Genomic DNA, 23,443 nt, shown 5'->3' with positions numbered 1-23,443 from the left:
ATGTCGCAGCCACCCGCACCATCCGCCCAGGTGACAGCCGCCGAGATCTCCCGCATCGCGGGCGTCACGCGCGCCACCGTCAGCAACTGGCGCCGTCGGCACGACGACTTCCCGGCCCCCTCGGGCGGCACGGACAGCAGCCCGCTGTACGACCTGGAGGAGGTCCGCGCCTGGCTCGCCTCACGCGGACAGCACACGGCGGCCACGCCCAGCGGCGAGCTGCGCACCACCCTGCGCCTGCGCGAACCGGCCGGTGCCGGCACGTCCGACCTGCTCCTGCTGGTCCTGGCCGCCGCCCGCCGCCCCGCCGACGACCTCACCGGCCTGCTCGCGCTGCCCGACGACGACCTGGTGAAGCAGGCGAACAACGCGGCGGCCGGGGTCGCGGACGTGGTGCCGGACACGGAACCCGTCCGGTTCACCGCCGCCGACACCGCGGTCCTGCGCGCCCTGCTGCTCTGCGTCCGCGACGAGGGCGCGCAGACGGCACTGGGCGTGCTGGCGGAGCGGGAGCTGGAGGACAGTGCCGCCAGCGGCGCCTACCGGACCCCGGCCCCGCTCGCCGACCTGCTGGCCCGCCTGATCCCGGGCTCCCCGGCCCGTGTCCTCGACCCCGCCTGCGGCAGCGGTACCCTGCTGGCGGCCGCGGCGGCGCGCGGCGCGCGCGAGCTGTACGGGCAGGACAGCCTCCCCGTCCAGGCACGACGCACCGCGGTCGGCCTGACCCTGACGGCCGGGGAGGACGCGGACGTCACCGTGCGCACGGGCGACAGCCTGCGCGCCGACGCCTTCCCCGACCTCACCGTCGACGCCGTGCTGTGCAACCCGCCCTACGGCGACCGGGACTGGGGCCACGACGAACTCGCCTACGACCCGCGCTGGGCGTACGGCCTCCCGCCCCGCGCCGAGCCCGAACTGGCCTGGGTCCAGCACGCTCTGGCCCACCTCGAACCGGGCGGTCACGCGGCCCTGCTCCTGCCGCCCGCCACGGCCGGCCGCGCGTCCGGTCGCCGCGTACGGGCGGAGCTGGTGCGCAGCGGGGCGCTGCGCGCGGTGATCGCGCTGCCGGCCGGCGCGTCGGTGCCGCTGCACGTCGGGCTCCAGGTGTGGGTGCTGCAACGGCCCGAGCCGGGCGGTCCGGAACGCAGGTCGGTGCTGTTCGTGGACACGGCGACGGGTACGGCGGCGAGTACGGCGACCGCGCGGACACGGGGCGGCGGCCGGTCCACCACGCTGGACTGGGACGGGATCACGGCGCGCGCCCTGGGTGCGTGGCGGGCGTTCACCGAGAGTCCGGACACGTTCGAGGGTGAGCCCGGTGTCACGCACGTGGTCGGCCTGGTGGACCTGCTGGACGACGTGGTGGATCTGACGCCGGCCCGACTCGTACGGGCGTCACGGGCGGAGGTCGACCCAGCGGCACTGTCGGCCGAGGCCGATGCCGCGCGCCGCGGCCTCGTCGAGGCCGCGCGGTCCCTCGCCCGGACGGCGGGCCGCGAGGGCTGGAGCGCCGCGGGCGCCACGGCCCGCGAGTGGCGGACGGCGACGGCCTCCGACCTCGCCCGCGGCGGAGCGCTCACCCTGCTGCGGTCACAGCCGGAGAGCGTACGCACCCGGGCACAGGCCGCGGGCGGCGAACCCGGCGAAGGGGAGAGACCCGAGACGCGGGCGGTGCTTACCGGCTCGGACATCGCGACCGGGTCGGGTCCCACGGGGGACCCGACGGGGCTGTACGACGACACGGCGCCCGTGGTCGCCGCCGGGGACGTCCTCGTCCGGGCGATCGCGAGCACGGACGGCCCGATGGCCCGAGTCGCGGGCGAAGAGGACGCCGGTGCGCTGCCCGGCCCCCACGTCCACCTCTTCAGACCGGACCCGGCACGCCTGGACGCCTGGTTCCTCGCCGGGTTCCTGGGCGCGGAGGAGAACATCGCGGGCGCGTCGACGGGAAGCACGGTGCTGACCGTCAGCCCCGGCCGGCTGCGCGTACCCCTGCTGCCGCTGGAGGAACAGCGGCGCTACGGGGAGGCGTTCCGGCACGTGCACGAGCTCCGGACGGAGGCGCGGCGGGCGGCCCGGCTGGCGGAGGAGACGGCACGGCTGCTGGCGGGCGGGCTCACGGGCGGGCAGTTGCTGCCGTCGGGGGAGACGGCGGAGACGGGCGGCAGGGATGCGATTCGCCCCATCAGACATGCGGCCGCTCACAGATAGACCACACTTGTCGGACCGTCCCGGCAGGCCGGCAGCCCATCGACTCGGCTCGGCTCCGTCCGGACGGTGGGGTTGGGACATTTCGGAAGGGACCCGGGGATCCAGTTGAACAGCAGCAAGCACACGGAGTTGGCGAACCACGCGTGGTCCGTCGCCGACCTCCTGCGGGGGGACTACAAGCAGTCCGACTACGGCAAGGTCATCCTGCCGTTCACGGTGCTGCGGCGACTGGAGTGCGTGCTGGAACCGACCCGCGAGAAGGTCGCCGAGATCGCGGAGCAGTACAAGGACAGCGACATCGACCCGGACCGCTTCCTGCGCCGGGCCTCGGGCCACGCCTTCTACAACCGGTCGAGCCTGACCATGAAGAAGATCGCGGCGGACCCGCAGAACGCGGCGAAGAACCTCGCGGTGTACGTGGGGGCGTTCTCCGACAACGCCCGCGGCGTACTGGACCGCTTCGAGTTCGCCCAGCAGATCAAGAGGCTGGACGGCGCGGGACTGCTCTACCAGGTCATCGGCAAGTTCACCGACTTGGACCTGCGTCCCGAGGTCGTGCCCAACCACAACATGGGCTACATCTTCGAGGAGCTGATCCGCCGCTTCGCCGAGCAGTCCAACGAGACGGCCGGTGAGCACTTCACGCCGCGCGAGGTCATCCAGCTCATGGTGCGGCTCCTCGTCGCCCCGGACGGCGACGCGCTCCAGCTCCCGGGCGCGGTGCGCACGGTCCTCGACCCCGCCTGCGGCACGGGCGGCATGCTCTCCGCGATGGACGACCTGATCACGGAGCTGAACCCGGACGCCACGGTGGAGGTGTACGGGCAGGAGCTCAACCCCGAGTCCTGGGCGATCTGCCGGTCCGACCTGATGATCAAGGGCCAGGACCCGGAGAACATCGCCTTCGGCAACTCCTTCTCCGACGACGGCCACGCCCGCAAGACCTTCGACTACATGCTGGCCAACCCGCCGTTCGGCGTGGAGTGGAAGAAGGTCAAGGAGGAGGTCGAAGCCGAGCACAAGACGCTCGGCGAGGCCGGCCGCTTCGGGGCGGGCCTGCCGCGCATCAACGACGGCTCGCTGCTGTTCCTCCAGCACATGATCTCGAAGATGAAGCCGGTCGACGTGGACGGCGGGGGCGGCTCGCGCCTGGCGATCGTCTTCAACGGCTCGCCGCTGTTCACCGGCGCGGCCGGCTCGGGCGAGTCGGAGATCCGCCGATGGATCCTGGAGAACGACTGGCTGGAGGGTATCGTCGCCCTGCCGGACCAGCTCTTCTACAACACCGGCATCTCGACCTACTTCTGGATCCTCACCAACCGCAAGAGCCCGGACCACAAGGGCAAGGTCGTCCTGCTGGATGCCCGCGACCAGTGGCAGAAGATGCGCAAGTCGCTGGGCGACAAGCGCAAGCAGCTCGGCGCGGACCACATCGCCACGGTGGTCAAGCTGTACGGCGAGGCCCTCGACGTGGCGAAGAACCCGGAACATCCGCTGCATGGCAAGGTGAAGGTCTTCCGCAACGAGGACTTCGGCTACCAGCGGATCACGGTCGAGCGCCCGCTGAAGCTGCGGTTCGAGGTGACGGAGGAGTCGCTGGCGGCGCTTGAGGCGTCCAAGCCGATCCAGAAGCTTCCGCAGGCTCCGCTCCTGGCAGACGCCTTCAAGTTCCTGATGGGCACGAGCTGGGCCACGAAGCAGGAGGCCTGGCTCGCTCTGAAGGATGCGGTGGTCCAGGCCGGCGGGACGTGGCCCACCAGCGCCCCGTTCTACAAGGCGCTGCGCGAGGTCATCGGCGTCCGTGACCCGGAGGGCGAGATCCAGCTCGTCAAGGGCCAGCCCGAGCCGGACTCGGAGCTGCGAGACTACGAGAACGTCCCGCTGGGCGAGGACGTCGAGGAGTACCTGACACGCGAGGTCCACCCGCACGTACCGGACGCGTGGATCGACCACAGCAAGACGAAGATCGGGTACGAGATCCCATTCACGCGGCACTTCTACGTGTACAAGCCGCCTAGGCCTCTGACAGAGATTGACGCTGAGCTGAAGGCTCTTGAGGAGGAAATCCAAGGGCTGCTGGGGGAGGTAACAGAATGACTTTCCCCATGACGAAGCTAAAGAGGGTTGCTACCACAATCGCAGGCGGGACACCCGCCGTGCATGAGCCATCGTTCTGGTCTGACAACGACGAAGAGGGGCTGCCCTGGGTCTCCATCGGTGACATGTCCGGTCACCACCTAGTCACCAATACAAGCCGTAGGGTCACCAGCAAGGGGATCTCGGCGACGCGACTCCCTGTTGGCGAGCCGGGGACATTGCTCCTGAGCATGTATGCAAGCCTCGGCCACACAGCCTTCCTCACGACACAGGCCAGCTGGAACCAGGCCATCCTTGGGATCGATGTCTCGTCAACTCACGCAATAGGCTTTGTGAGATACGCACTAGAAGCCATTCGGCCGAGCCTTGCCGAGCTCGCCCGGAGCAACACACAAGCCAACCTCAATGCCGAGCAAGTCGGCAATTTGGTTCTACCTGACCCTCCACTGGATGAGCAGCGACGCATCGCCGACTTCCTCGACGCCGAGACAACTCGCATCGATGTTCTGACCTCAGCTCGCGAACGTCAATTGGCACTCCTAACGGAACGGTTTCTGGCCAGGGTCTTCAACACAGTGCGCGGCTCCAACGAATCCGACGTGAGAAAAAACAGTGGTCTAGATTGGCTGGGCACCATTCCCTCAACCTGGCCAGTCATGCCAGTGACCTACCAGTTTGAGGTAATTCTGGGCAAAATGCTCAATCAGGAACGCAGTCATGGAACCCACCTGGCCCCTTACCTGCGAAACACCAATGTACAGTGGGACAGGATTGACACGGAAGACCTTCTGCAAATGGATTTTCCTCCAGAGGAAAGCAAACGCTACGCCCTACAGCAAGGCGACTTGTTGGTGTGCGAAGGGGGCGAACCAGGGCGCGCCGCCGTCTGGCAAGGGCACATGCAGAAGGTTTACTACCAGAAGGCGCTGCACCGTGTGCGTGCACGCGCCTACAGTTCGCCGCGATGGTTGTTCTATTGCCTGAGAGCCGCAACCGCTCAAAACGTCTTTGCGGTGGAAGGCAACACCACGACCATCGCACACCTAACCGGTGAGCAATTCCGCGCTCACCGCTTTCCATTCCCTGACCGCAAGACGCAAGACCGACTAACAGCCAAGCTCGATGCGGATAATCAGTCGCAGCGGCAGCTCGAAAAGAAATTGCATCAACAGATTGCGCTGCTTGCCGAGCGCCGCCAAGCCCTCATCACCGCCGCCGTAACCGGCCAGTTCGACGTGGCCACCGCCAGCGGACGCAACGTGACCGAAGGAGTCTCCTCATGAGCCCCGTGCACGACGAGTCCTCCTTCGGTTCCGCCATCGTCGCCGCACTCTGCGAGCGCGGTTGGCGGGAGGCGAACCCGGAGGACTACCAGGCCGACCTCGGTCTGGACACCAACGAACTGTTCACCTTCATCGGCGCCGCCCAGCCCGACGAGTGGGACGAGCTGCTCACCGTCTACGGCGGCAACCCCAACGAGGCGCAGCGCGGTTTCGCGCAGCGGCTCGACCGGGCCATCACCGACGACGGGCTGCTCCACGTCCTCCGCAACGGTGTGAAGGACCGCGGGGTCCGGCTCCGCGTCGCCTACTTCAAGCCCAACCTCATCTCCGCCGACTCCGTCCTCGACGGCTACCGGGCCAACCGCCTCACCGTCGTCCGCGAGCTGCCCTACGCCACCAAGCAGGCCGACTGGGGCCACCGCCTGGACCTGGCCCTGTTCCTCAACGGCATCCCCGTCGCCACGGCCGAGCTGAAGAACCCGCTCACCGGTCAGGGCGTCGAGCAGGCCAAGGAGCAGTACCGGACCGACCGCGACCCGACCGAACTGATCTTCACGCGCCGCGTGATCGCGAACTTCGCAGTGGACCCGGATCTGGTCTTCGTCACCACCCAGCTCCGCGGGAAGAACACCCAGTTCCTGCCGTTCAACACCGGCTCGAACGGCCCTGGCCAGCCCGGCGGGGCCGGCAACCCGGCGCCCACCGCCCACGGCACGTACGCCACGTCCTACCTCTGGGAGCAGGTCTGGCAGCGGGACAACTGGCTGGACCTCCTCCAGCGTTTCGTGCACCAGCAGAAGCACAAGACGCCCGGCGGCGGCACCACCAGGTCGACGGTCTTCCCCCGCTTCCACCAGTGGGACGTGGTCCGCAAGCTCACCGCGCACGCGGCCGCCCACGGCGCCGGCCAGAATTACCTGGTCATGGCCTCGGCCGGCTCCGGCAAGTCGAACACCATCGGCTGGCTGGCCCACCGCCTGAGTGATCTGCACGCCGACACCGATCCGGCCGCCCTCGACCCCGAGGCCGTCGCCGACGGCCGGATCAAGCCCGGCGAGCCCGTCTTCGACAAGGTCATCGTCATCACCGACCGCCGCGCGCTGGACGCGCAGCTCTCGGCGACGGTCGGCAGCTTCTCGCAGACCGACGGCCTGGTCGTGAAGGTCGACGAGAAGCACGGGGCGAAGAGCGAGCAGCTCGCCCGCGCCCTCTCCCGGGACACCGGGAAGATCGTCACGGTCACCCTGCACTCGTTCCCGGCGCTGCTCGACTACATCAAGCGCAACCCGACCGAGATCAAGGGCACCCGCTTCGCGGTCATCGTGGACGAGGCGCACTCCTCCCAGTCCGGTGACGCGGCCACCGCCGTGAAGTCGGCCCTGCGCGACCTCGGCCTGGACGCCGACTCGGACGACGAGGGCGCGACCACGGTCACCGTGGAGGCCAAGCTGAAGGCGAAGGCGGTCGAGCGCTCCCGAGCCGCCAACCTCTCCTACTTCGCCTTCACCGCCACCCCCAAGGCCAAGACGCTCGAACTCTTCGGCACGGAGGGCGTGGAGAACGGCAAGACCGTCTACCGGCCCTTCCACACCTACTCCATGCGCCAGGCCATCGAGGAGGGCTTCATCCTCGACCCGCTGCGCAACTACGTCACCTACAACACCTACTGGAAGCTGGCGAACCTCAACCGCGACGAGAAGGAGGTCGACCCCTCCAAGGCGAACAGCCTGCTCGCCCGGTTCGCGCTCATGCACGAGCACACGGTGTCCCAGCACGCCCAGGTGATCGTGGAGCACTTCGTCGCCCACACCCGCGGCCGGCTCGGCGGGCGGGCCAAGGCCATGGTCGTCACGGCCTCCCGCCAGTCCGCCGTGGAGACGGCCCGCGCCATCCGCAGCTACCTCGCCGACCGCGAGTACGACACGAAGTACCCGGACCTCGGTGTCCTGGTCGCGTTCTCCGGCTCCCTCACCATCGACGGCGAGGAGACCACCGAGAGCAAGGAGAACGGCGGTCTGTCGGAGAGCGCGCTGCCCAAGGCGTTCGCCTACACCCGCGCCGACGACAAGGCCGCGAAGGCCGGCGGCAAGGGGCAGCAGGAGTACCGGATCCTCGTCGTCGCCGAGAAGTACCAGACCGGCTTCGACCAGCCGCTCCTCACAACGATGTACGTCAACAAGACGCTGACCGGCATCGCCGCCGTGCAGACGCTCTCGCGCCTCAACCGCACCGCCGACCGCAAGTCGCAGGCCGACCTGGCCGTCCTGGACTTCGTCAACGAGGCCGAGGACATCCAGGACGCCTTCCGCCCGTACTTCCAGGAGGCGCACACCCTGCCCTCCGACCCGAACCTCCTCTACACGGCCCAGAGCCGGGTCATGTCCGCGCCGATCATCTCGGAGCAGGACATGGACGCGTTCGTCGCCGCGTACTTCGAGGCGCAGGAGAAGGCCAGCGGTTCCCAGGCCAAGTGGGAGAAGCTGCACGCCGAGCTGTACCGGCTCCTCTCCCCCGCCGTCACCCGTTTCAGTGCCCTGCTGGAGAGTGAGGAGGAGGACGACGTCGAGACGGCCGAGGAGTTCCGGGCCAACCTCAACGACTACGTCCGCAAGTACGGCTTCCTCGCGCAGATCGTCCCCTACCAGGACGCCGACTTGGAGCGGCTGTACCTGTACGGGCGCTACCTGCTCAACCGGCTGCCCCGCCTCGCGGACGGCGGGGTCGACATAGGCGAGGTCGACCTCAGCCACCTGCGCGTCGAGAAGACCGGAGAGCACGACAAGTCCCTGGTGCCCGAAGGCCCGGCCGAGCTCAGGGGGTTCGGCGATGGAGCCGGCGGCGGAAAGGAGGCCGAGAAGTCGCTGCTGTCGGAGCTGATCGAGAGGTTCAACGCGAAGTTCGGCACGGAGTTCACCGAGGAGGACGTCCTCCCGGCCTTCAACGCGACGAAGAAGGACCCGAAGGTCCGGGCCGCCGCCCTCGTCAACGACGAGGAGAACTTCGGCGTCGTCTTCGACAAGAAGTTCGAGGAGAACATGATGGACCACGTCTCCACGATCGACACGCTCGGCAAGCGGTACTTCGGAACGGACCGGGACTTCAAGTCCAACCTCGACCGCAGCGCCCGCCGCGCGGCCTGGCGGATGATCCGCCGGGAGGAGGGCCTGGACGACTTCTGACGGCGGCCGTTGTCCGGCTCCCGCTCGGTGCCGGACAACGGCCGTATCCGCCTGGGGAGTTCCCGGTCCGGCGAACGTGGACGGGCTTGCGGGCTGCACCGCGTTTCGTGACCGACGGATTCACCGCCCATTCGGCAGCACCTCGACATCCAAAGCAGTGGAACCAGGCACCGCCCCGAGGCGACACTCCGACCATGGAGTCGCCCGCGTTCCGACCGACAGTACGAGAAGCACCCGCCGACTCCGTCGGCGGACTGTCATGAGAGATCAACGCTGAACTGCGTCAAGGGGACGCAGCGCATGGCACTGGGGACAGAGTTGGAAGAGACGGAACGCAGGGCCGCAACGGCTCCTATCCATATCCACCAGATCCGCACTGCGCTTCTGCAGCAGTACAAGGGACTCATCTACGACAAGGACCTCAGAGGGTACGACCAGCAGGGCTACGAGCAGCGGTTCCTTTCCCGCGCGTTAACGGCGGCTGCCGTACGCGAAGTGACCGGCTGCGACCACGAGACCGCCGGCGCCTCTGTCATCGACGGTGAGGACGACCAGGGCATCGACGGCGTGGCGGTCACCGAGGGCACGCAGGAGGTCTGGCTCGTTCAGGCCAAGTGGAGCGACGACGGCAAGGGCAAGCTCGACACCAACGCGGCACACAAGCTCATCGCCGGTCTCCGCCTCATCGAGCAGCGGAGTTTCGACCGCTTCAACGACCGCCTGGAGCCGATCGCCGCCCGTGTCAACGCAGCGATGCACGACGCCCGGCTCAAGGTGACTCTGGTGATCGCCGTCATGGGTGTGGGAACACTCAGCAAGGAAACCACCAACGTTCTGGAAGACGCCCGGAACGAGTTCAACGGACTCGGCCCGGTCCTTGAGTACCGCGTAGTCCACGCCGCGGACATCCTCCGGCAGATCCGTGAGGATCTCTCGCCCGAGCCTGTACGGGTGACCGTGCGGATGACGAACTGGCTCCGGCGAAACACTCCGCTCACCGCTTACCAGGGCACGGTTCCGGCCGGCAATGTCGCCGAGTGGTACCAGGCATATGAAAGCCGGTTGTACGAACAGAACCTGCGCCAGTCCCTCGGTACCACCCGAGTCAACTCGGGCATGCTGAGCACCCTGAAGAGCGAGCCGGAGAACTTCTGGCTCTTCAACAACGGGGTGACCGTGCTGTGCGACCAACTCGAAGAGGAGTGGCCGGGACGCCGCCGTCCGGACGAGCCCGTACACCTGCACCTCTCGGGAGTCAGCGTCGTAAACGGCGCACAAACCGTCGCGGCGGCACATCGCGCCATGGAGACGTCCCCCGAAGCGGTGGATGATGCCGAGGTCACGGTCAAGGTCATCGTCGTCGACAAGAACACGCCGGATCTCGCACAGCGCATCACCGAGACGACCAATACGCAGAACCACGTGGAGCAGCGCGACTTCATCGCCTTGGACGAGGTGCAGGCGATGATCCGCGAGGACTTCATGCTGTCCCTTCAGAAGTCCTACGTGTTCAAGCGTGGTGAACCCGACCCGGCGCCTGACGAGGGCTGCTCGGTCGTGCACGCCGCCATCGCCCTGGCTTGTGCGCACCGCAGCACCGAACTCGCCGTACGGGCGAAGCGGGACACAGATCTCCTCTGGGAACGCGGCAGCAGAGGCGCCTACCCGCGCCTCTTCGGAGAGCGTCCCAGCGCCTTCCAGATCTGGCGTTCGGTACTTGTGCACCGCGCTGTGGGTACCGCTCTCAACGAAGAACGCAAACGGTTCCAGAAGCGCGCCGCCGACGTGAGCCAGCGGGGTGACCTGCTCATCACCCACCTGGTCTTCCAGCTTCTCGACCAGGATCGCATCGACGATCCGGAGTACGACTGGGACGCGGCTCTGCAGGATGTGCCCGCGCTCACCAATCGGGTCCTGTCCTGGCTGATTCACCACATCGACGCGGAGTACGGCCCCACTTCCTTCCTCAGCGGAACACTCACCGACGTCGGACGCTGCAAGCGGCTTGCGGAGCTGGTATTGCATGACGCCCAACGCGAAGGAGTCATCCCCGACCTGCCGACGATCTACAAGGCCGCCAAGGGAAGTAAGCGCAAGCCACGCCGCCCCAACGCCGTGCCCACCCTCGTGGACAACGGATGGATCAAGAACGGCACACCGGTCCGGCTACGTCTTTGGAACAAACCCGAGATCGAAGCGCTCACCCCTTGGCTCGCGGAGGACCCCCGACGCGGTGAAGCCACCTGGGTGAACGACCGGACGCGGTGCCTCCTATGGGCGGTCGACGGGAAGGCCTACTCGCCGACCCGCCTGGTCCTGAACCTCTACGAACTCGCCGGCTGGCAGGAGGCGCCCGTGGCGGTGCAAGGACCGGCACGGTGGACGCTGGACGGTACCGACACCCTCTCTGATCTCGCACGAGCACTACACGATGAGCAGGCCGAACAGGAGTGAGTACGGGTTGTGCCGCAGCACGTGCTGCGGCACACCTGCTCACTCGTCGCGCAGTACGTGATCAAGTAGCGCTTGGGCAGGTGGGTCCGGGCCGAGGACGCGGTGGCGCGAGACGAACCGGGCGACCGCGCCCGCGCGGGGGCGGGCTGGACGCGGTAATCCCTTCCCGGGAAAACTGGCCGCGGCCAACAGGGCTCGGTGGAACGGGCGAGCACGAGCGCAGGACGCGGGACGGGGACAGGTGCCGGACAGACCGATCGCGGGCCGTTACGAGTTGCTGGAACGGCTCGGCAACGGGGGCATGGGCGACGTGTGGCGGGGCTACGACGCGGTGCTGGACCGGCCCGTCGCCGTGAAGCGGATCCGGCCGCAGGCCGTCGCCGCCACGCCCCAGCTGGCCGAGGAGCTGGAGCGGCGCTTCCGCCGCGAGGCCCGGATCACCGCCCGCATCCAGCACCCGGGTGTGCCCCAGGTGTACGACGCCGTCCTCGACAGCACCTACGACCACCTGTTCCTCGTCATGGAGCTGGTGGAGGGCGTCCCCCTCACCCGGTACGTGCACGAGGAGCGGCCCCTTCCCATCAGCTGGGCGGTGGCGGTCGCCGCGCAGGTCGCCACCGTGCTGTCGTACGCGCACGACGTGCCCGTGGTGCACCGCGACCTCAAGCCGTCCAACATCCTGGTCGCGCGGGACGGCACGGTGAAGGTCCTCGACTTCGGCGTCGCGGCGATCCTGCAGACCGACGTCACCAGGCTGACGGCCTCCGGCCGGCCCATCGGCACGCACCAGTACATGTCGCCCGAGCAGGTGCGCGGCACCCGGGTCACCCCGCGCACCGACCTCTACGCCCTCGGCTGCGTGCTCCACGAGCTCCTCTGTGGCAAACCGCTGTTCAACGCGCGCAGCGACTTCGAGCTGATGGACCGGCACGTCCGCGCCGCGCCCACCCCGCTGCGGCGGCTGCGGGCCGACGTGCCGGAGGAGCTGGAGGCGCTGGTCCTGCACCTGCTCCGCAAGACCCCGGAGAGCCGGCCGGTGGACGTGCAGGAGGTGTACGAGCGGCTGATGCCCTTCCTGCCCGCGCCCGGGGAGTCCTCCGCCCTCGGGGAGGCCGGGCCGCCCGGGACGCCGGACCCGACCGGACTCTACCGGCGCCCCTACGCGCCCCGCGCCCGGGCCGAGAGCCGTCCCCGTGTCACCCCGGACACGGCGGCACCCGGCCAGGTCGCCGAGCACGTGGTCTCGCCGCCCGAGCGGGAGCTGCTGCGGGCCCGGCTGCGGGAGGTCGACGAGCACTACATCGCCCTCATGGAGGAGGAGCGCTACACGCAGGCCGCCGAGGTCGCGGGCGAGATGATCGAGCCGCTGGCGAGGGCGCTGGGCGCCGAGAACAAGGCCGTCCTGCGGCTGCGGAAACGCCGGGCGATCAGCCGGCAGCTGGCGGGCGACCACCGGGCGGCCCTGCCCGAGTTCGAGGCGCTGGCCGAGGCGTACGGCCGCATCAACGGGCCGACCGGCGAGGCCGCCCGCGACTGCCGCGCCCAGGCCGCCCGCTGCCGCGGCGAACTCGGCCAGGTGACCGAGGCCCTGGCGGAGCTGCGGGCCGTCCTGGAGGTGGAGCGGGCCGTCGAGAGCGACGTCAGCGACGCGGCCGTGGAGCTGCGCCGTGACATCGGCATGCTGCTGCTGAGCCAGGGCAACCCGCGAGAGGCCCGGGCAGCTCTGGAAGCCCTGCACGAGGACGTCGTGCTCGTCCACGGGCCGCACCATGACGTGGCCGTCGAGGCCGCGGAGGTCCTGGCCATGCTCCGCCGTGAGCTCGACGGCGAATGACCGGCGGGGCCCGGTCGGCCACCGGTGGAAGAACGCCCGAACGGCCTGCGGCCACGCCGCGGCGGCCTAAGATCCCGGTATGCCGCATCTCGCCTTCGACATCGCCTTCTGCCAGCAGTTGGAGAAGCTCGAGAAGCACGTCAGGAACGGCGTGTTCGACGCCTGGGAGAAGTTCGAGCGGCTCACCCTCGCCCAGCTCTTCAGGAACCCGGGCCTGAAGCTGGAATCCCTCAAGGGCGCCAAGGACCGGCAGATCCGGACCATCCGGATTACCCAGGGATACCGCGGCGTGGTCCTCGCACCCGAGACGGGGGACACCTTCGTGCTGCTCCGGGTCGGCCCGCACGACGAGACCACCGAGTGGGCGGTGAGACAGAAGGCGACCATCAACGCCGTCACCGGCGCCGTGGAGCTCCGCGAGATCGCCACCCTGGAGGAGCTGGCCCCCGCCTACGAGCGCGTCGCGCCCGCCGAGGAGCGGCGGCTCTTCGCGAAGATCTCCGACGGGGAGATGGCCGCGCTGGGCATCGACGCCACCACCCTCGCGCAGGCGCGCGTGCTGACCAGCCTGGAACAGCTCGACGTCTTCGGGCGGTTCTTCCCGCCGGACCAGTACAGGGTGCTGGAGCACTTGGCCCTCGGTGCGAGTGTCGAGCAGACGTGGCAGGAGGTCGTCGTGCCGGCGCTGGCCGACGCGGCCTCCCAAGAACCCGTCGACACCACCGACTACGCGACCGCCATCGCGCACTCCCGCACCCGAATCGCCGTCGTCACGGACGCCGACGAACTGCGCGACATCCTCGACAAGCCGTTCGCCGCCTGGCGGATCTTCCTGCACCCCGCCCAGCACAAGGTCGCCTACCGTCCGTCGTACTCCGGCCCCGCGCAGGTGACCGGCGGTCCCGGCACCGGGAAGTCCGTCGTCGCCCTCCACCGGGTGCGGCACCTGCTGCGGCACCTGCGCGACGGCGACCGCATCCTCCTCACCACCTTCACCAACGCCCTCGTGGCCTCCCTCACCGAGGGGCTCCGTCTGCTCGTCGACGATCCGGACCTGCGCGACCGGGTCGACGTCATGACCGTCGACGCCTTCGCCGGACGCGTGGTCAACACCTCGCGCCGGCCGCTCACCGGGTACGAGGAGACCGCCCGGTGGGAGCGGGCAGCGGAGGCCACCGGCTTCACCGGCACCCCGCAGTTCCTCGCCCAGGAGTACAAGCACGTCGTCCTCGCCCAGGACATCCGCAGCGGGGAGGAGTACGAGCGCTGCGAGCGCCGGGGCCGCGGCAGCGCACTGCCCGCCTCCGCCCGGCCGCTGGTGTGGCGGACCGTGGAAGAGTTCACCCGGCGCCTGGCCGAGGACGGGCTGCGCACCTACCTCGGCACCTGCGCGGAGGCCACCGACCTGCTGACCGGGCAGGGGCCGTGCTACCGGCACGTCGTCGTCGACGAGGCCCAGGACCTCCACCCAGCCCAGTGGCGAATGCTCCGCGCGGCCGCCCCGCGGCGCCCCGACGACCTGTTCATCGCGGGTGACCCGCACCAGCGGATCTACGACAACCGGGTCTCGCTGAAGTCACTCGGCATCAACGTCGCCGGACGTTCGGCCAAGCTGCGCAAGAACTACCGCTCCACCCAGGAGATCCTCAGCTGGGCGACGGGACTCCTGCTCGGCCGCCCCTACGCCGAACTGGCCGACAGCGGGCGGCACGACACCCTGGTCGGGTACAGCTCCGCCCTGCACGGCTCCGGGCCGAGCGTCCACGCGGCCCAGACGGAGGAGGCCGAACTCGACGCCCTGGTCGAGCAGGTGCGTGCGTGGGTGGACGGCGGTGCCGCGTACGGGGAGATCGGGATCTGCGCGCGGTTCAACAAGACCTGCGAGAAGGCCAGGGACCGCCTGATCGCGGCCGGCGTCCCCGCCAGCCGGGTCCGCGCGGGAGCCGCCCGCACCGACGACGCGGTCAACGTGGGCACCATGCACACTTTCAAGGGGCTCGAGTACCGCTACACCGCCGTCGTCGGCGTCAACGACCGCGCCCTGCCGAACCCTTCGGCCATCACCCCGGAGGAGGCCGACCGGCTTCAGCACGAGGCCGACCTCGCCGCGGAACGCTGCCTGCTGTTCGTCGCCTGCACCCGTGCCCGGGACGGCCTGTACGTCTCGTGGACCGGGCAGCCGAGCCCGTTCCTGGTGGAGGCCAGCTGCGGGGCGGGGTAGCTGGTGCGGACTGATTATCGCCCCCGAATCGAACACAGGCACGCAGATGGCGCCTGTTTGACGGAGCTTTCACTCATGTGGGAAGGTGTAGCCGCTTCAGCTCGTGAAGGCGGTACGGCGAAGGACGTCGTGACGCGAAGGGGTGGACGGGCGGTGGCGAGAGGGGGGTGCGGCTTCGGCCGCCCGCAGTCTTGCCGGGGGTGCCGGCGGCCGGAATCCTTCTCCTGCCCGCGGTGGTGCGGGACGCTCCCGGCGGGGCGCTCGCGGAATGGGGTGTGTGATGGCCGACGAGAAGACTCCCGGCGAGGGAGCGGTCGAGAAGACCGGGCGGTGGGCCGCTGAGCTTGCGGAAAAGGTCATGGTGAACGGCGTGGGGCCGATCACGGGGTCGGTGGCCTGGGCCGAGGACCGTCTCTCGCGCCGGCAGGGCGCCGACTACAGGGCGCCTGACGACGACGAGCGCCGTTCTCCCGAGGACATGAAGGACGACATCGACGCGGTCATCACCCGCCTCATCAAGGAGTCCGTGGCCGCGGCCGGGACTCAGGGGTTCGTCACCGGGCTCGGAGGTCTGCTCACCGCTGGCGTGACGATCCCCGCGAACGTGGCCGCGTCCGTCGCCGTCAACATGCGGATGGCCGGTGCCATCGCGCACCTTCGGGGCTGGGACATCGGTGATCCGCACGTACGGACCGTCGCGATGATGCTCGCGATCGGGATGAGCTCGCAGAGCGTCCTGGCGGCCTTCGGGGTGAAGGTCGGTCAGAAGTTCGGTGAGCAGATGATCAAGAAGATCCCGATCGCGATGCTCCACGCGATCAACAAGAAGGCCGGGTTCCACCTCGTCGCGAAGTACGGAACCAAGCGCGCCGCGATCACGCTCGCCAAGGGGGTCCCCATCCTGGGCGGCATTGTCGGAGGCGCTGTGGACGCGGGAGCGACCGCCGTCATCGGACGGGCGACGGACAAGGCCCTGCGCGGTGACGCCCTGCGGGCCGAGACCGAGGACGAGAGCGAGGAGCCGAAGTAACGAAGAAGTGGACCAGGCGGTCACCGCTCAGTCGCTCAGTCAGCAGGTCCACCGGAGCCCTGCCGCTCCTTCTCGGACGGCAGGGCTCCGGCATGCCGTGCCGGCGGCAGGCCCGGTGCGGCCTCAGTCACAGACGCCATTCCTCCGCGAGCACATCCAGCAGCTCCTCCTGCCGGGCCTCGACCAGTTCGGGGGTCCACTCGGCGTGCTGGAGTACCTGGCTGGTCAGCGCGAAGGGGACCACTCCTCCGCGGCCGGTGAAGTACTTGGCCCTCTTGGCGGCGAAGTCGTAGTTCTGGGCCGCCGAGTTCTTGGCGCGGTTCAGCAGGACCAGGTTCCCCAGGCGGTGCGTCCACCGGGCGCGCTGTTCCTCGTCGAAGAGCTCGACCCAGCCGGAGTCGACCTTCGGGTTCTGGGGCAGGACATGCTCCACGGTGATGAGCGGGTGGTCGTACGTCACTCCCTGCCCGCGGGCCAGCAGCTCGTCGAGCCTGAGCAGCACGTACTTGCGGATCCTGCCGACGAGGTAGAGGTCACCGTCGAGCCTGGCCCGGGTCTCCGCCTTCTCGTCCTCCCGCAGTTCGAGCGCCGGGGAGTCGAGGCCCTGTCCCTCATCGAGTTGACGGAGCAGTTCGGCGTAGCGTGTGACGCGAGGGGTCGTGTAGACACGGCGGATGAACATGCTGGCCGACAGCCGCTCCAGGGCCCGCATGAACGCGTCGAGCCAGGCCGGGTCGTTCTCGTGGTGGCGCAGTGCCCAGAGGGCGGCGGGTCGCCAGTCGTAGTTGTCGATCTGCTGCAGCCGCCTGAACCAGGCGTTGACGGCCTCCGCTCCCGAGGCGGACTCGTAACGTGCCTCCCGGATCTGGGCGTATGCCTCGGCGTACGGCCGCACGACGTCATGGACGAAGAACTCGGCCCGGTCGGGGAGATAGCGGCTGAGCACCTGCTCCGGGAACTCCTTGAGCAGCTCCTGTTCCGCCCGCTTCTTGGCGAAGATCATCCGCAGATGGAGGAAGAGCTCCGCGAAGCCGTCGCGTCCCAGCATCTCCTCGGCGTCCTCCCAGGTGGTGGCGCACGCCTCGGAGGCCTCCTCGTCGAGTTCACCGATGATCCGCGACTTGAAGATGTCGGTGGGCGACAGGTCCAGCCCCCGGGAGTTCATGACGCTGAAGATCCGGTGGGCGCTGTCGAGATCCGGGGTGCTGACGACAACCAGGAACGTCCGCTCGGCGAGCATCTGGGCCAGCTCCAGTCGGCGTTCCTCGGGCAGCACGGTGAGGCTGCGATGCAGGGCCGTCGCATTGCGGAGGACGGCCTTCTGCGCGTCGGTCCGCAGGGAATCCTCCCGGAGCTCGAGCAGGGCGTCCACCGCGCCCTTCGTCTGCATGTACTTCTCGAAGAAGTCCGCGTCCCGGCTCCGCAGGGTGAGCCGCGGCCTCGGGGCGAGTCCACGGATTTTGGCGCCCGGTTCCATGACCAGCCGGTCGAGGTCGCCGCGCAGGTCCGGGTCCTCGGTGAGATCACGCAGGACGGACAGCAGGATGGTCAGGGTCGTGAGGCGCTGCTGACCGTCGATGACGTCCGCCTTCGGGGCCCCGCCGTCCTTGACGAGGACGATGGAACCGAGAAAGTACGGTTCGTCCGTGCCGCGGTCCAGTGCTTCCCGCAGATCCGTCAGCAGTTGGACCGCCTGCTCCTCCTGCCAGGCGTAGGGGCGCTGATAGTCAGGAATCTGAAAGTCGTAGTCGCTGCTGAACACCTTGTGCAGGGGCATTTCGTGCGCCTCGAGTTTTTGCATGGTTCGATGATGTCGGAACAAGGAAAGCTCTGTGGTGCTCTTCCCGATCGACTCAACTCCCCATATGAAGGCGTCTCCACTGCGGGTACGTCCTCCCAGGCCCGGCTCGAAGGCCCCTTCCTCAGCAGCCGACCGTCCTACGGCTACCGACTCCCGGACCGAGCCCCGCCCCGTCAGAACCGCTGATGACGCCTCGTGCCGACCCACGTACGACCGGGGACACGGCCCCGGAGGGAGGGCTCACCGCCGGAACCGCTTCCCGGCCGGTACGTCCTGGGCAGCACCGTCGACCACCCCCGCGACATCCTCCGGGGGAGCCGCCACCGACCGTGTACGCCGAGCACATTTTCCGCAGGTCGGTATGACGGCGTGCCAGGCGAAGGGCGTCCTTCGCCCAGAACCGTCGCCCACTGGATCGCCGGGACCGAGGCCCGCCGCGCCGCCGCCGCGGCCCGGCTGCGGCCGCGCAGACGGGCCGCGCCCTCACGCGAACGGATCGCCCAGGCCGTCGACGCGGTGCGGGATGTCGCGGAGACACTCCGCAGCGCCGACGAGCGGCAGAAGAACCGTCTGTACCGCAAGCTCGGGCTGCGCCTGTCGTACGAGCCCGGACAACGCAGAGTGCGGGTCGAGATCGCTCCCGACCCGCACTCCCTTGGTGAATGGTCTGTGCCCGAGGGGCGAGTTGGGCGAATATCCCACGGATTGCACCACTAAGCGCCGAACTGACGCTGACTATGCCATAACCGGCGAGCGTTCCTGCGGGAACCTTGTGCGCTGGACTCATGCTCCTTGCCGCCATCGGCTTCTCCGGGCCGGACTGCGTAAGTCAGGGCGCTGCCGACAGGCTGCCGGCATCGAGGGCGGCGGGAGTGCGGTAGCGCTCGAGGCGATGTATCTGCGCAGCCCTGATCAGAAGCGGACCGTCATGAATCGCCGACGTCGACACAGAACAGTACCCTCAGCACCGCGCTCGGCAGCTTGGAGATTACCGAGACGAGCAGCGGCGACGGCGATGAGCCGTCATCCCGCGCAACTCTCGTCCGCTGACGTTGCCGTCAACTACTTGTCGTCACCCCACGCAGGCACCCTGCCAGAGCGCACCTGGCGGGGCTTCACATTTGTGCTTGTTTGTCCTCACAAGCGCCAGGCGGACTCACGGAACTACATGAAGGCAGAACCCTCCGGTCAAGCGCTTCCGGAAGACTCTCCGATCCAGTCAGGCATTGCCCCGATGGCACTCACCAACCCGCCAGCCAATGCAAATGCCTGCTCTCGAAAGAAGCCGATTCTTTCATAGAACACCTCCTCAGAGGGCATCAGGACTGGAGCAGAAACCAATGCCGCAAACAGCACGTGAATCTCATTGAGCTGGAACTCTGAATTCGCTCCGGCAGCTTTCTTCATTACCTGTGCAGCGCTTGCGCGATCGACACCAAGGCGCACAATCGAAGGACGGTCCCCATCAGGACGATCCGCGTGGAAAATGAGCGTCTCGCAGATCAACTGCTTCTGTACCTCCGTCAACCACAGGAGCACTCCACTACGAGTCGCCGTAGCTGCAACTTTTACCCTCATGGCGTCACACACCTCCCACTTTCAAAGGCACCCTGACCGTACCTGAAACCGTGGACGTTACGGCCAGCCGTCACGATTAGCACACCTCGACTGGAGTCGCATGCCACACGCGATCCAGTCCTGGTATCCGTATGCGTCATCTTTCCTCGCCACGACGCAAAGCAGGAGGCCAACGCATCAGGGTCATGCCCGATACCAGGAAGATCGTGACCCGCGGCAGTGGGGGAGCCGTCATGAATTCTCTGCACCTGGTAATCGACACCGTCAGCTACATCTGGACCGTGCGCACTATCTATTCGGTCGTAGGTGCCGTCATCGTTGCCGTCAGAACCCTGCATGGACTGGAGACCATGCGTCGGCCTTCGGCAAGGCCGGCGTAGCGGCTTTGGGGTGGAGCTGCCTTGGGTCGAGAGATCCGGGGGCCCGTACGCTGGCCCGCGAATCGGGCAGCCCTTGGCCTGCCCGCAAGTGCCCGATCCGGGCCCCCGATATTCGAGGCTCGTCCCAAGGCAGCTCCGTAAAGCCCAAGACCGGGCTGGTCTCCGCCTCATCCGCTTCCACTCTCGGCGCCTGCAAGTATGCAGTTTGACGGTTCAGGTTCCACCCCGAGCAGGTCCAACACAGCGAGGACCCACTGCCGAAAGTCGGCCAAATTCCGCTCGCTGGTCATCGAATGATCCCTCCCGGATCACCTTCAATATCCACGACTCTCCAGTAGGCACCCTCACCGTGATGACCGCCACCCGGATTCCACCTGAGCACTCTCCCAGTCGGGTCTTCACGATTCGCATATTCGCGAATCACCCAACCACCGCCAGTACTTCTCCCTCACCCTGGACCTTCTTCGACCCAGCCCTTCTGATCCACAAAGAATGAGCGAACCTGATCGAGCGTAACGCCGCCCCTAAGAACAGAAGAGGTGCGAAGATGTCATCCGCCGAGCGGATCCTCCGTTGACGTTGCCGTCACACCGCTCAGGAACCCCACCGAGTCACGCTTCGGCGGGCCCCGCATGCTACTCGAATATCACCGAGAAACGATCGGACCACCCAAAGGATTCATCCTGCGACTGGACACGAAGCAGGAGATCGCGAATCTTCTCGAACTCAATTTCACCCAGCGCCCTTCTGCTCAGCTCCGATTCCTTCCAGACGATCTCGACCGGTCGTTCAACGTCCGCCGATAGTCGATCCCACAGAGCACTCAGATTGGCTCCATAGTAGGGGCCGAAATCTAGAGCTCGCGACAAGAATTCATGAAGATCCCTCTCGGAGCGAATTACTGCGCCGTCGATTTCAACTCTCATAGATTCTCATTTCCAGTTGGGCAGCCGATAGAAGCTCCCGTAGTGGTCGCTGGTCACGTAAGCGAGCCCGTCATTCGAATAGACCAACCGAGTCCCTGGCTGCTTTGACCGCTTCATCATGTTATTGATGCCCACATCAGCCTCATACCAGGTCCGCCCTCCAGCACTCGGCAACAAACCGTCGGCATTCTCGAATATGTCTCCGCCAATCTGAGCGCCGGGCATTTTGTTCCCCAACGCCTTTCCAGGCTCCCAGCCGGCGGCAGCAGCCTGCGCCTTGGTCACATAGTTATCGGGCAGCTTCCCCGTCGCACGGAGACTTTCAACCAACGGATTTGCCGCCTCCGCAGTTGTAAGAGCGCTACCGTACCGAATGCACGTGGAATTATGTACGAGAACCGGAGTCTCGCCCGCCAGCACATAGTACGTGTGCAGGTCGGCGACGGTGAGGTTGTAGGTGTCCTGATGGTCGGTGTAGGTGCGGATGGCCTGGAGGGTGGCGGTGGTGCCGTCGTCGGTGCGGAGGGCGGTGCCGGGAGTAAGGTCAGCGGCGTCGACCCAGGCACGGTCGGATTCGGACCAGAAGGGGTGGTGGCTGGTGGTGGTGAGGGTGCCGGTCCCGTCCTCGGTCGTGATGGTGAGGTCGACGTAGGCCTTGTCGTCCTCGGTGAGGATCGTCGCCACGACTTCCCGCTCCCGTGTCTCACCGGTTTCCGGGTCGGTCGCGATGACCTTGTCACCGATGGTGACGTCTTCGATGTCCTTGGTGGACCCGTCGGCCATCAGGACATCGGTGCCGGCCAGGAAGCTGTGTCTCCCCCTCGTGCAGGTGGTGGCGTTCTCCGCGGCGTCGTCGGCCTTCCTCCCCTTAAGCAGACGTCCTGTCTTGAACGCCTTGAGGACGGGCAGGTCCGTTGCAGCCCAAGCGCAGCCGGAGACGCTTCCGCCGAAGCAGTTCTCCCATTCGTGGAGGTCGGGAAGGAGGATCGAACCGACAGTGCCCATGACCAGGGGGAGAGCGCCCTTGGGCTGCTCGCGCTCGAAGGACCGGTAGGCCTGTCCGTCTTTCTTGCCGACCCCCCTGCTCTGGGCCTTCCCCGACCACGTGTAGTTGACGGTGTAGCCGTCCTTCTTCGATCCGATGGGACCGGGGAAGAACTGCACGTGGCGGTAGCTCCAGCCCCCGTACCGGTCTCCGAACCAGCCACTGCCCTGTTTGCCCTCCCTCTTGTAGTAGTAGCTGTCGGCCACACCGTTGCCGCCGACAGGACCGTCCGGCCCTCGAACCGCTTGGTGGGGATGCGGTAGAAGAGCCGCTTGGTGTCGTGCGGCCGGCAGTAGTCCCAGCCGCAGTAGCCCAGCCCCGCGTCCGGGTCGCCGTTGAACTTCCACTGCGGCGAGGAGGCCCAGTACTGCGACGCCATCGTCCACGCCGATGCCCGCGGCGAGTACCACTGCGGGTCGATGAACACCGGGTAGACCGTGTCCTCGCCCCTGAGCACCCCCTTGTCCGGGCTCAGCACCAGCTCACCGCCGCCGACGGGCACCTCCACCCCCACCGGCGCAAGCTTCCCCGACTCCCCCGCACCCGGCTCGCCCCCACCGGTGCCGGACAGGGCGGAACTCCGCACCGCCGCCTCCCCGGTCTCCGCGCCGCCGCTGGAATCCCACATCAGGGGCGTCGGAGCCTCGAAGACCGCGCCCCCGGCCCCGTCGTCGACCGCCTCCAGCCCGCCGTCCGCGGTCTCACGCACCCGCACCCCGCCGGTGCCCAGCCGCAGCCGCAGCTCGTTCAACGCAGCGCTGTTCGCGGCCTCGGACGTCTTCACCACCAGCAACTGGGTGAAGCCGTCGGCCTGGGCCCCCATACGCAGGTCCACACCGGGGAGGACCTCCCGGTAGACAGCCGTGTCACCGTCGAGTTCAGGCGTGGGAAGTTCCTGCGGCCAGGTCAGGGACAGTTCCCGGCCCGCCTTCGTCATGCGGACCAGCGGCCCGTCACCGCCGCCGGAGAACTCCAGGGCCACCGTGGTGGCCCCGGGCGCGACGGTGCCCTCACCGGTCCGGGCCAGCCCCGTGTCGACCGGCTTCCACTCGCCCGCCACCCGGGCACGTACGGGCCTCAGGTACTCGACCGCCTCCAGGTCCCCGTCCGGGGTGGCATGGACCTCGCTGGTCTCCCCGCGTAAGGAGGTGATCTCCACCGGTTCGCCGGAACGTTTCGCCTCCATCAGCGCCTTGCTCTCGGCCGACGCCCGCGCCTCCGCGCCCTCCCCCCGAACAGCCTCCGCAGGCCGTGCGACCGCCCGCTCCCAGTCCACGCCGGGCAGCAAACCCACGGCCAGCGCGGCGCCCAGCACCACGACACCCAACCCCCGTGCACGAGCACGCCGAAACATCCCCTGAACCCCCCGGAGCAGAGTGCGAAGATCCTGTGATGCGCGACGGA

At 67.9% G+C, this 23,443-nt stretch carries 13 protein-coding genes; 9 read left to right on the top strand and 4 right to left on the bottom strand.

Annotation, left to right across the window (positions count from 1 at the left end; all coding sequences use genetic code 11):
• From V1L54_RS21575 to V1L54_RS21540, 8 genes are all read left to right on the top strand, one after another.
• Complete coding sequence (locus tag V1L54_RS21575) at positions 1 to 2,211, top strand: N-6 DNA methylase (RefSeq protein ID WP_330119724.1); 2,211 nt, start codon at positions 1 to 3, stop codon at positions 2,209 to 2,211.
• 105 nt (positions 2,212 to 2,316) lie between these two features.
• On the top strand, positions 2,317 to 4,308 hold the full coding sequence (locus V1L54_RS21570; RefSeq protein ID WP_330119723.1) for a type I restriction-modification system subunit M: 1,992 nt from the start codon (positions 2,317 to 2,319) through the stop codon (positions 4,306 to 4,308).
• A gap of 8 nt (positions 4,309 to 4,316) precedes the next feature.
• Positions 4,317 to 5,591 (top strand): restriction endonuclease subunit S, encoded by a 1,275-nt coding sequence (locus V1L54_RS21565; RefSeq protein ID WP_330119722.1) that lies wholly within the window; start codon positions 4,317 to 4,319, stop codon positions 5,589 to 5,591.
• A complete protein-coding gene (locus tag V1L54_RS21560; RefSeq protein WP_330119721.1) occupies positions 5,588 to 8,770 on the top strand; it encodes a type I restriction endonuclease subunit R in 3,183 nt (1,060 codons plus the stop codon). Before V1L54_RS21565 ends, V1L54_RS21560 begins: the two co-directional genes overlap by 4 nt.
• A 300-nt stretch (positions 8,771 to 9,070) precedes the next feature.
• On the top strand, positions 9,071 to 11,224 hold the full coding sequence (locus V1L54_RS21555) for an AIPR family protein (protein WP_330119720.1): 2,154 nt from the start codon (positions 9,071 to 9,073) through the stop codon (positions 11,222 to 11,224).
• Positions 11,225 to 11,465: 241 nt separating this feature from the next.
• Complete coding sequence (locus V1L54_RS21550; protein WP_330119719.1) at positions 11,466 to 13,058, top strand: serine/threonine-protein kinase; 1,593 nt, start codon at positions 11,466 to 11,468, stop codon at positions 13,056 to 13,058.
• A 79-nt stretch (positions 13,059 to 13,137) separates the two neighbouring features.
• A complete protein-coding gene (locus tag V1L54_RS21545; protein ID WP_330119718.1) occupies positions 13,138 to 15,279 on the top strand; it encodes a UvrD-helicase domain-containing protein in 2,142 nt (713 codons plus the stop codon).
• A 280-nt stretch (positions 15,280 to 15,559) separates the two neighbouring features.
• Entirely contained in the window at positions 15,560 to 16,309 is a 750-nt protein-coding gene (locus V1L54_RS21540) for an EcsC family protein (RefSeq protein WP_330119717.1), read from the top strand.
• A 127-nt stretch (positions 16,310 to 16,436) separates the two neighbouring features.
• Here the strand turns inward: V1L54_RS21540 and V1L54_RS21535 are convergent, their stop codons facing one another.
• From V1L54_RS21535 to V1L54_RS21520, 4 genes are all read right to left on the bottom strand, one after another.
• Positions 16,437 to 18,110 (bottom strand): DUF262 domain-containing protein, encoded by a 1,674-nt coding sequence (locus tag V1L54_RS21535; RefSeq protein WP_330119716.1) that lies wholly within the window; start codon positions 18,108 to 18,110, stop codon positions 16,437 to 16,439.
• Positions 18,111 to 19,298: 1,188 nt separating this feature from the next.
• Complete coding sequence (locus V1L54_RS21530; protein ID WP_330119715.1) at positions 19,299 to 19,637, bottom strand: hypothetical protein; 339 nt, start codon at positions 19,635 to 19,637, stop codon at positions 19,299 to 19,301.
• A gap of 1,066 nt (positions 19,638 to 20,703) precedes the next feature.
• Positions 20,704 to 20,994, bottom strand: coding sequence for a barstar family protein (locus tag V1L54_RS21525; protein ID WP_330119714.1), 291 nt, complete (start codon positions 20,992 to 20,994; stop codon positions 20,704 to 20,706).
• Positions 20,995 to 21,000: 6 nt separating this feature from the next.
• Positions 21,001 to 22,245 carry a polymorphic toxin-type HINT domain-containing protein gene (locus V1L54_RS21520; RefSeq protein WP_330119713.1) on the bottom strand — a complete coding sequence of 415 codons (1,245 nt, stop codon included), beginning with the start codon at positions 22,243 to 22,245 and terminating at the stop codon, positions 21,001 to 21,003.
• Between the two features lie 255 nt (positions 22,246 to 22,500).
• Between V1L54_RS21520 and V1L54_RS29520 the strand changes: the two genes are divergently transcribed.
• Positions 22,501 to 22,896 (top strand): hypothetical protein, encoded by a 396-nt coding sequence (locus V1L54_RS29520; RefSeq protein WP_443076734.1) that lies wholly within the window; start codon positions 22,501 to 22,503, stop codon positions 22,894 to 22,896.
• Positions 22,897 to 23,443: the final 547 nt, after the last annotated feature.

Source organism: Streptomyces rubellus (genome assembly GCF_036323805.1).
In the GTDB taxonomy this organism is placed as follows: domain Bacteria; phylum Actinomycetota; class Actinomycetes; order Streptomycetales; family Streptomycetaceae; genus Streptomyces.
Note: the sequence above shows the minus strand (reverse complement) of the source record. Positions and strands in the feature narration are given on the sequence as shown.

Coding starts and splice junctions, on each gene's coding strand:
- V1L54_RS21575 (WP_330119724.1), top strand. CDS start 1: ATGTCGCAGCCACCCGCACCATCCGCCCAGGTGACAGCCGCCGAGATC.
- V1L54_RS21565 (WP_330119722.1), top strand. CDS start 4,317: ATGACGAAGCTAAAGAGGGTTGCTACCACAATCGCAGGCGGGACACCC.
- V1L54_RS21560 (WP_330119721.1), top strand. CDS start 5,588: ATGAGCCCCGTGCACGACGAGTCCTCCTTCGGTTCCGCCATCGTCGCC.
- V1L54_RS21555 (WP_330119720.1), top strand. CDS start 9,071: ATGGCACTGGGGACAGAGTTGGAAGAGACGGAACGCAGGGCCGCAACG.
- V1L54_RS21545 (WP_330119718.1), top strand. CDS start 13,138: ATGCCGCATCTCGCCTTCGACATCGCCTTCTGCCAGCAGTTGGAGAAG.
- V1L54_RS21540 (WP_330119717.1), top strand. CDS start 15,560: ATGGCCGACGAGAAGACTCCCGGCGAGGGAGCGGTCGAGAAGACCGGG.
- V1L54_RS21535 (WP_330119716.1), bottom strand. CDS start 18,110: ATGCAAAAACTCGAGGCGCACGAAATGCCCCTGCACAAGGTGTTCAGC.
- V1L54_RS21525 (WP_330119714.1), bottom strand. CDS start 20,994: ATGAGAGTTGAAATCGACGGCGCAGTAATTCGCTCCGAGAGGGATCTT.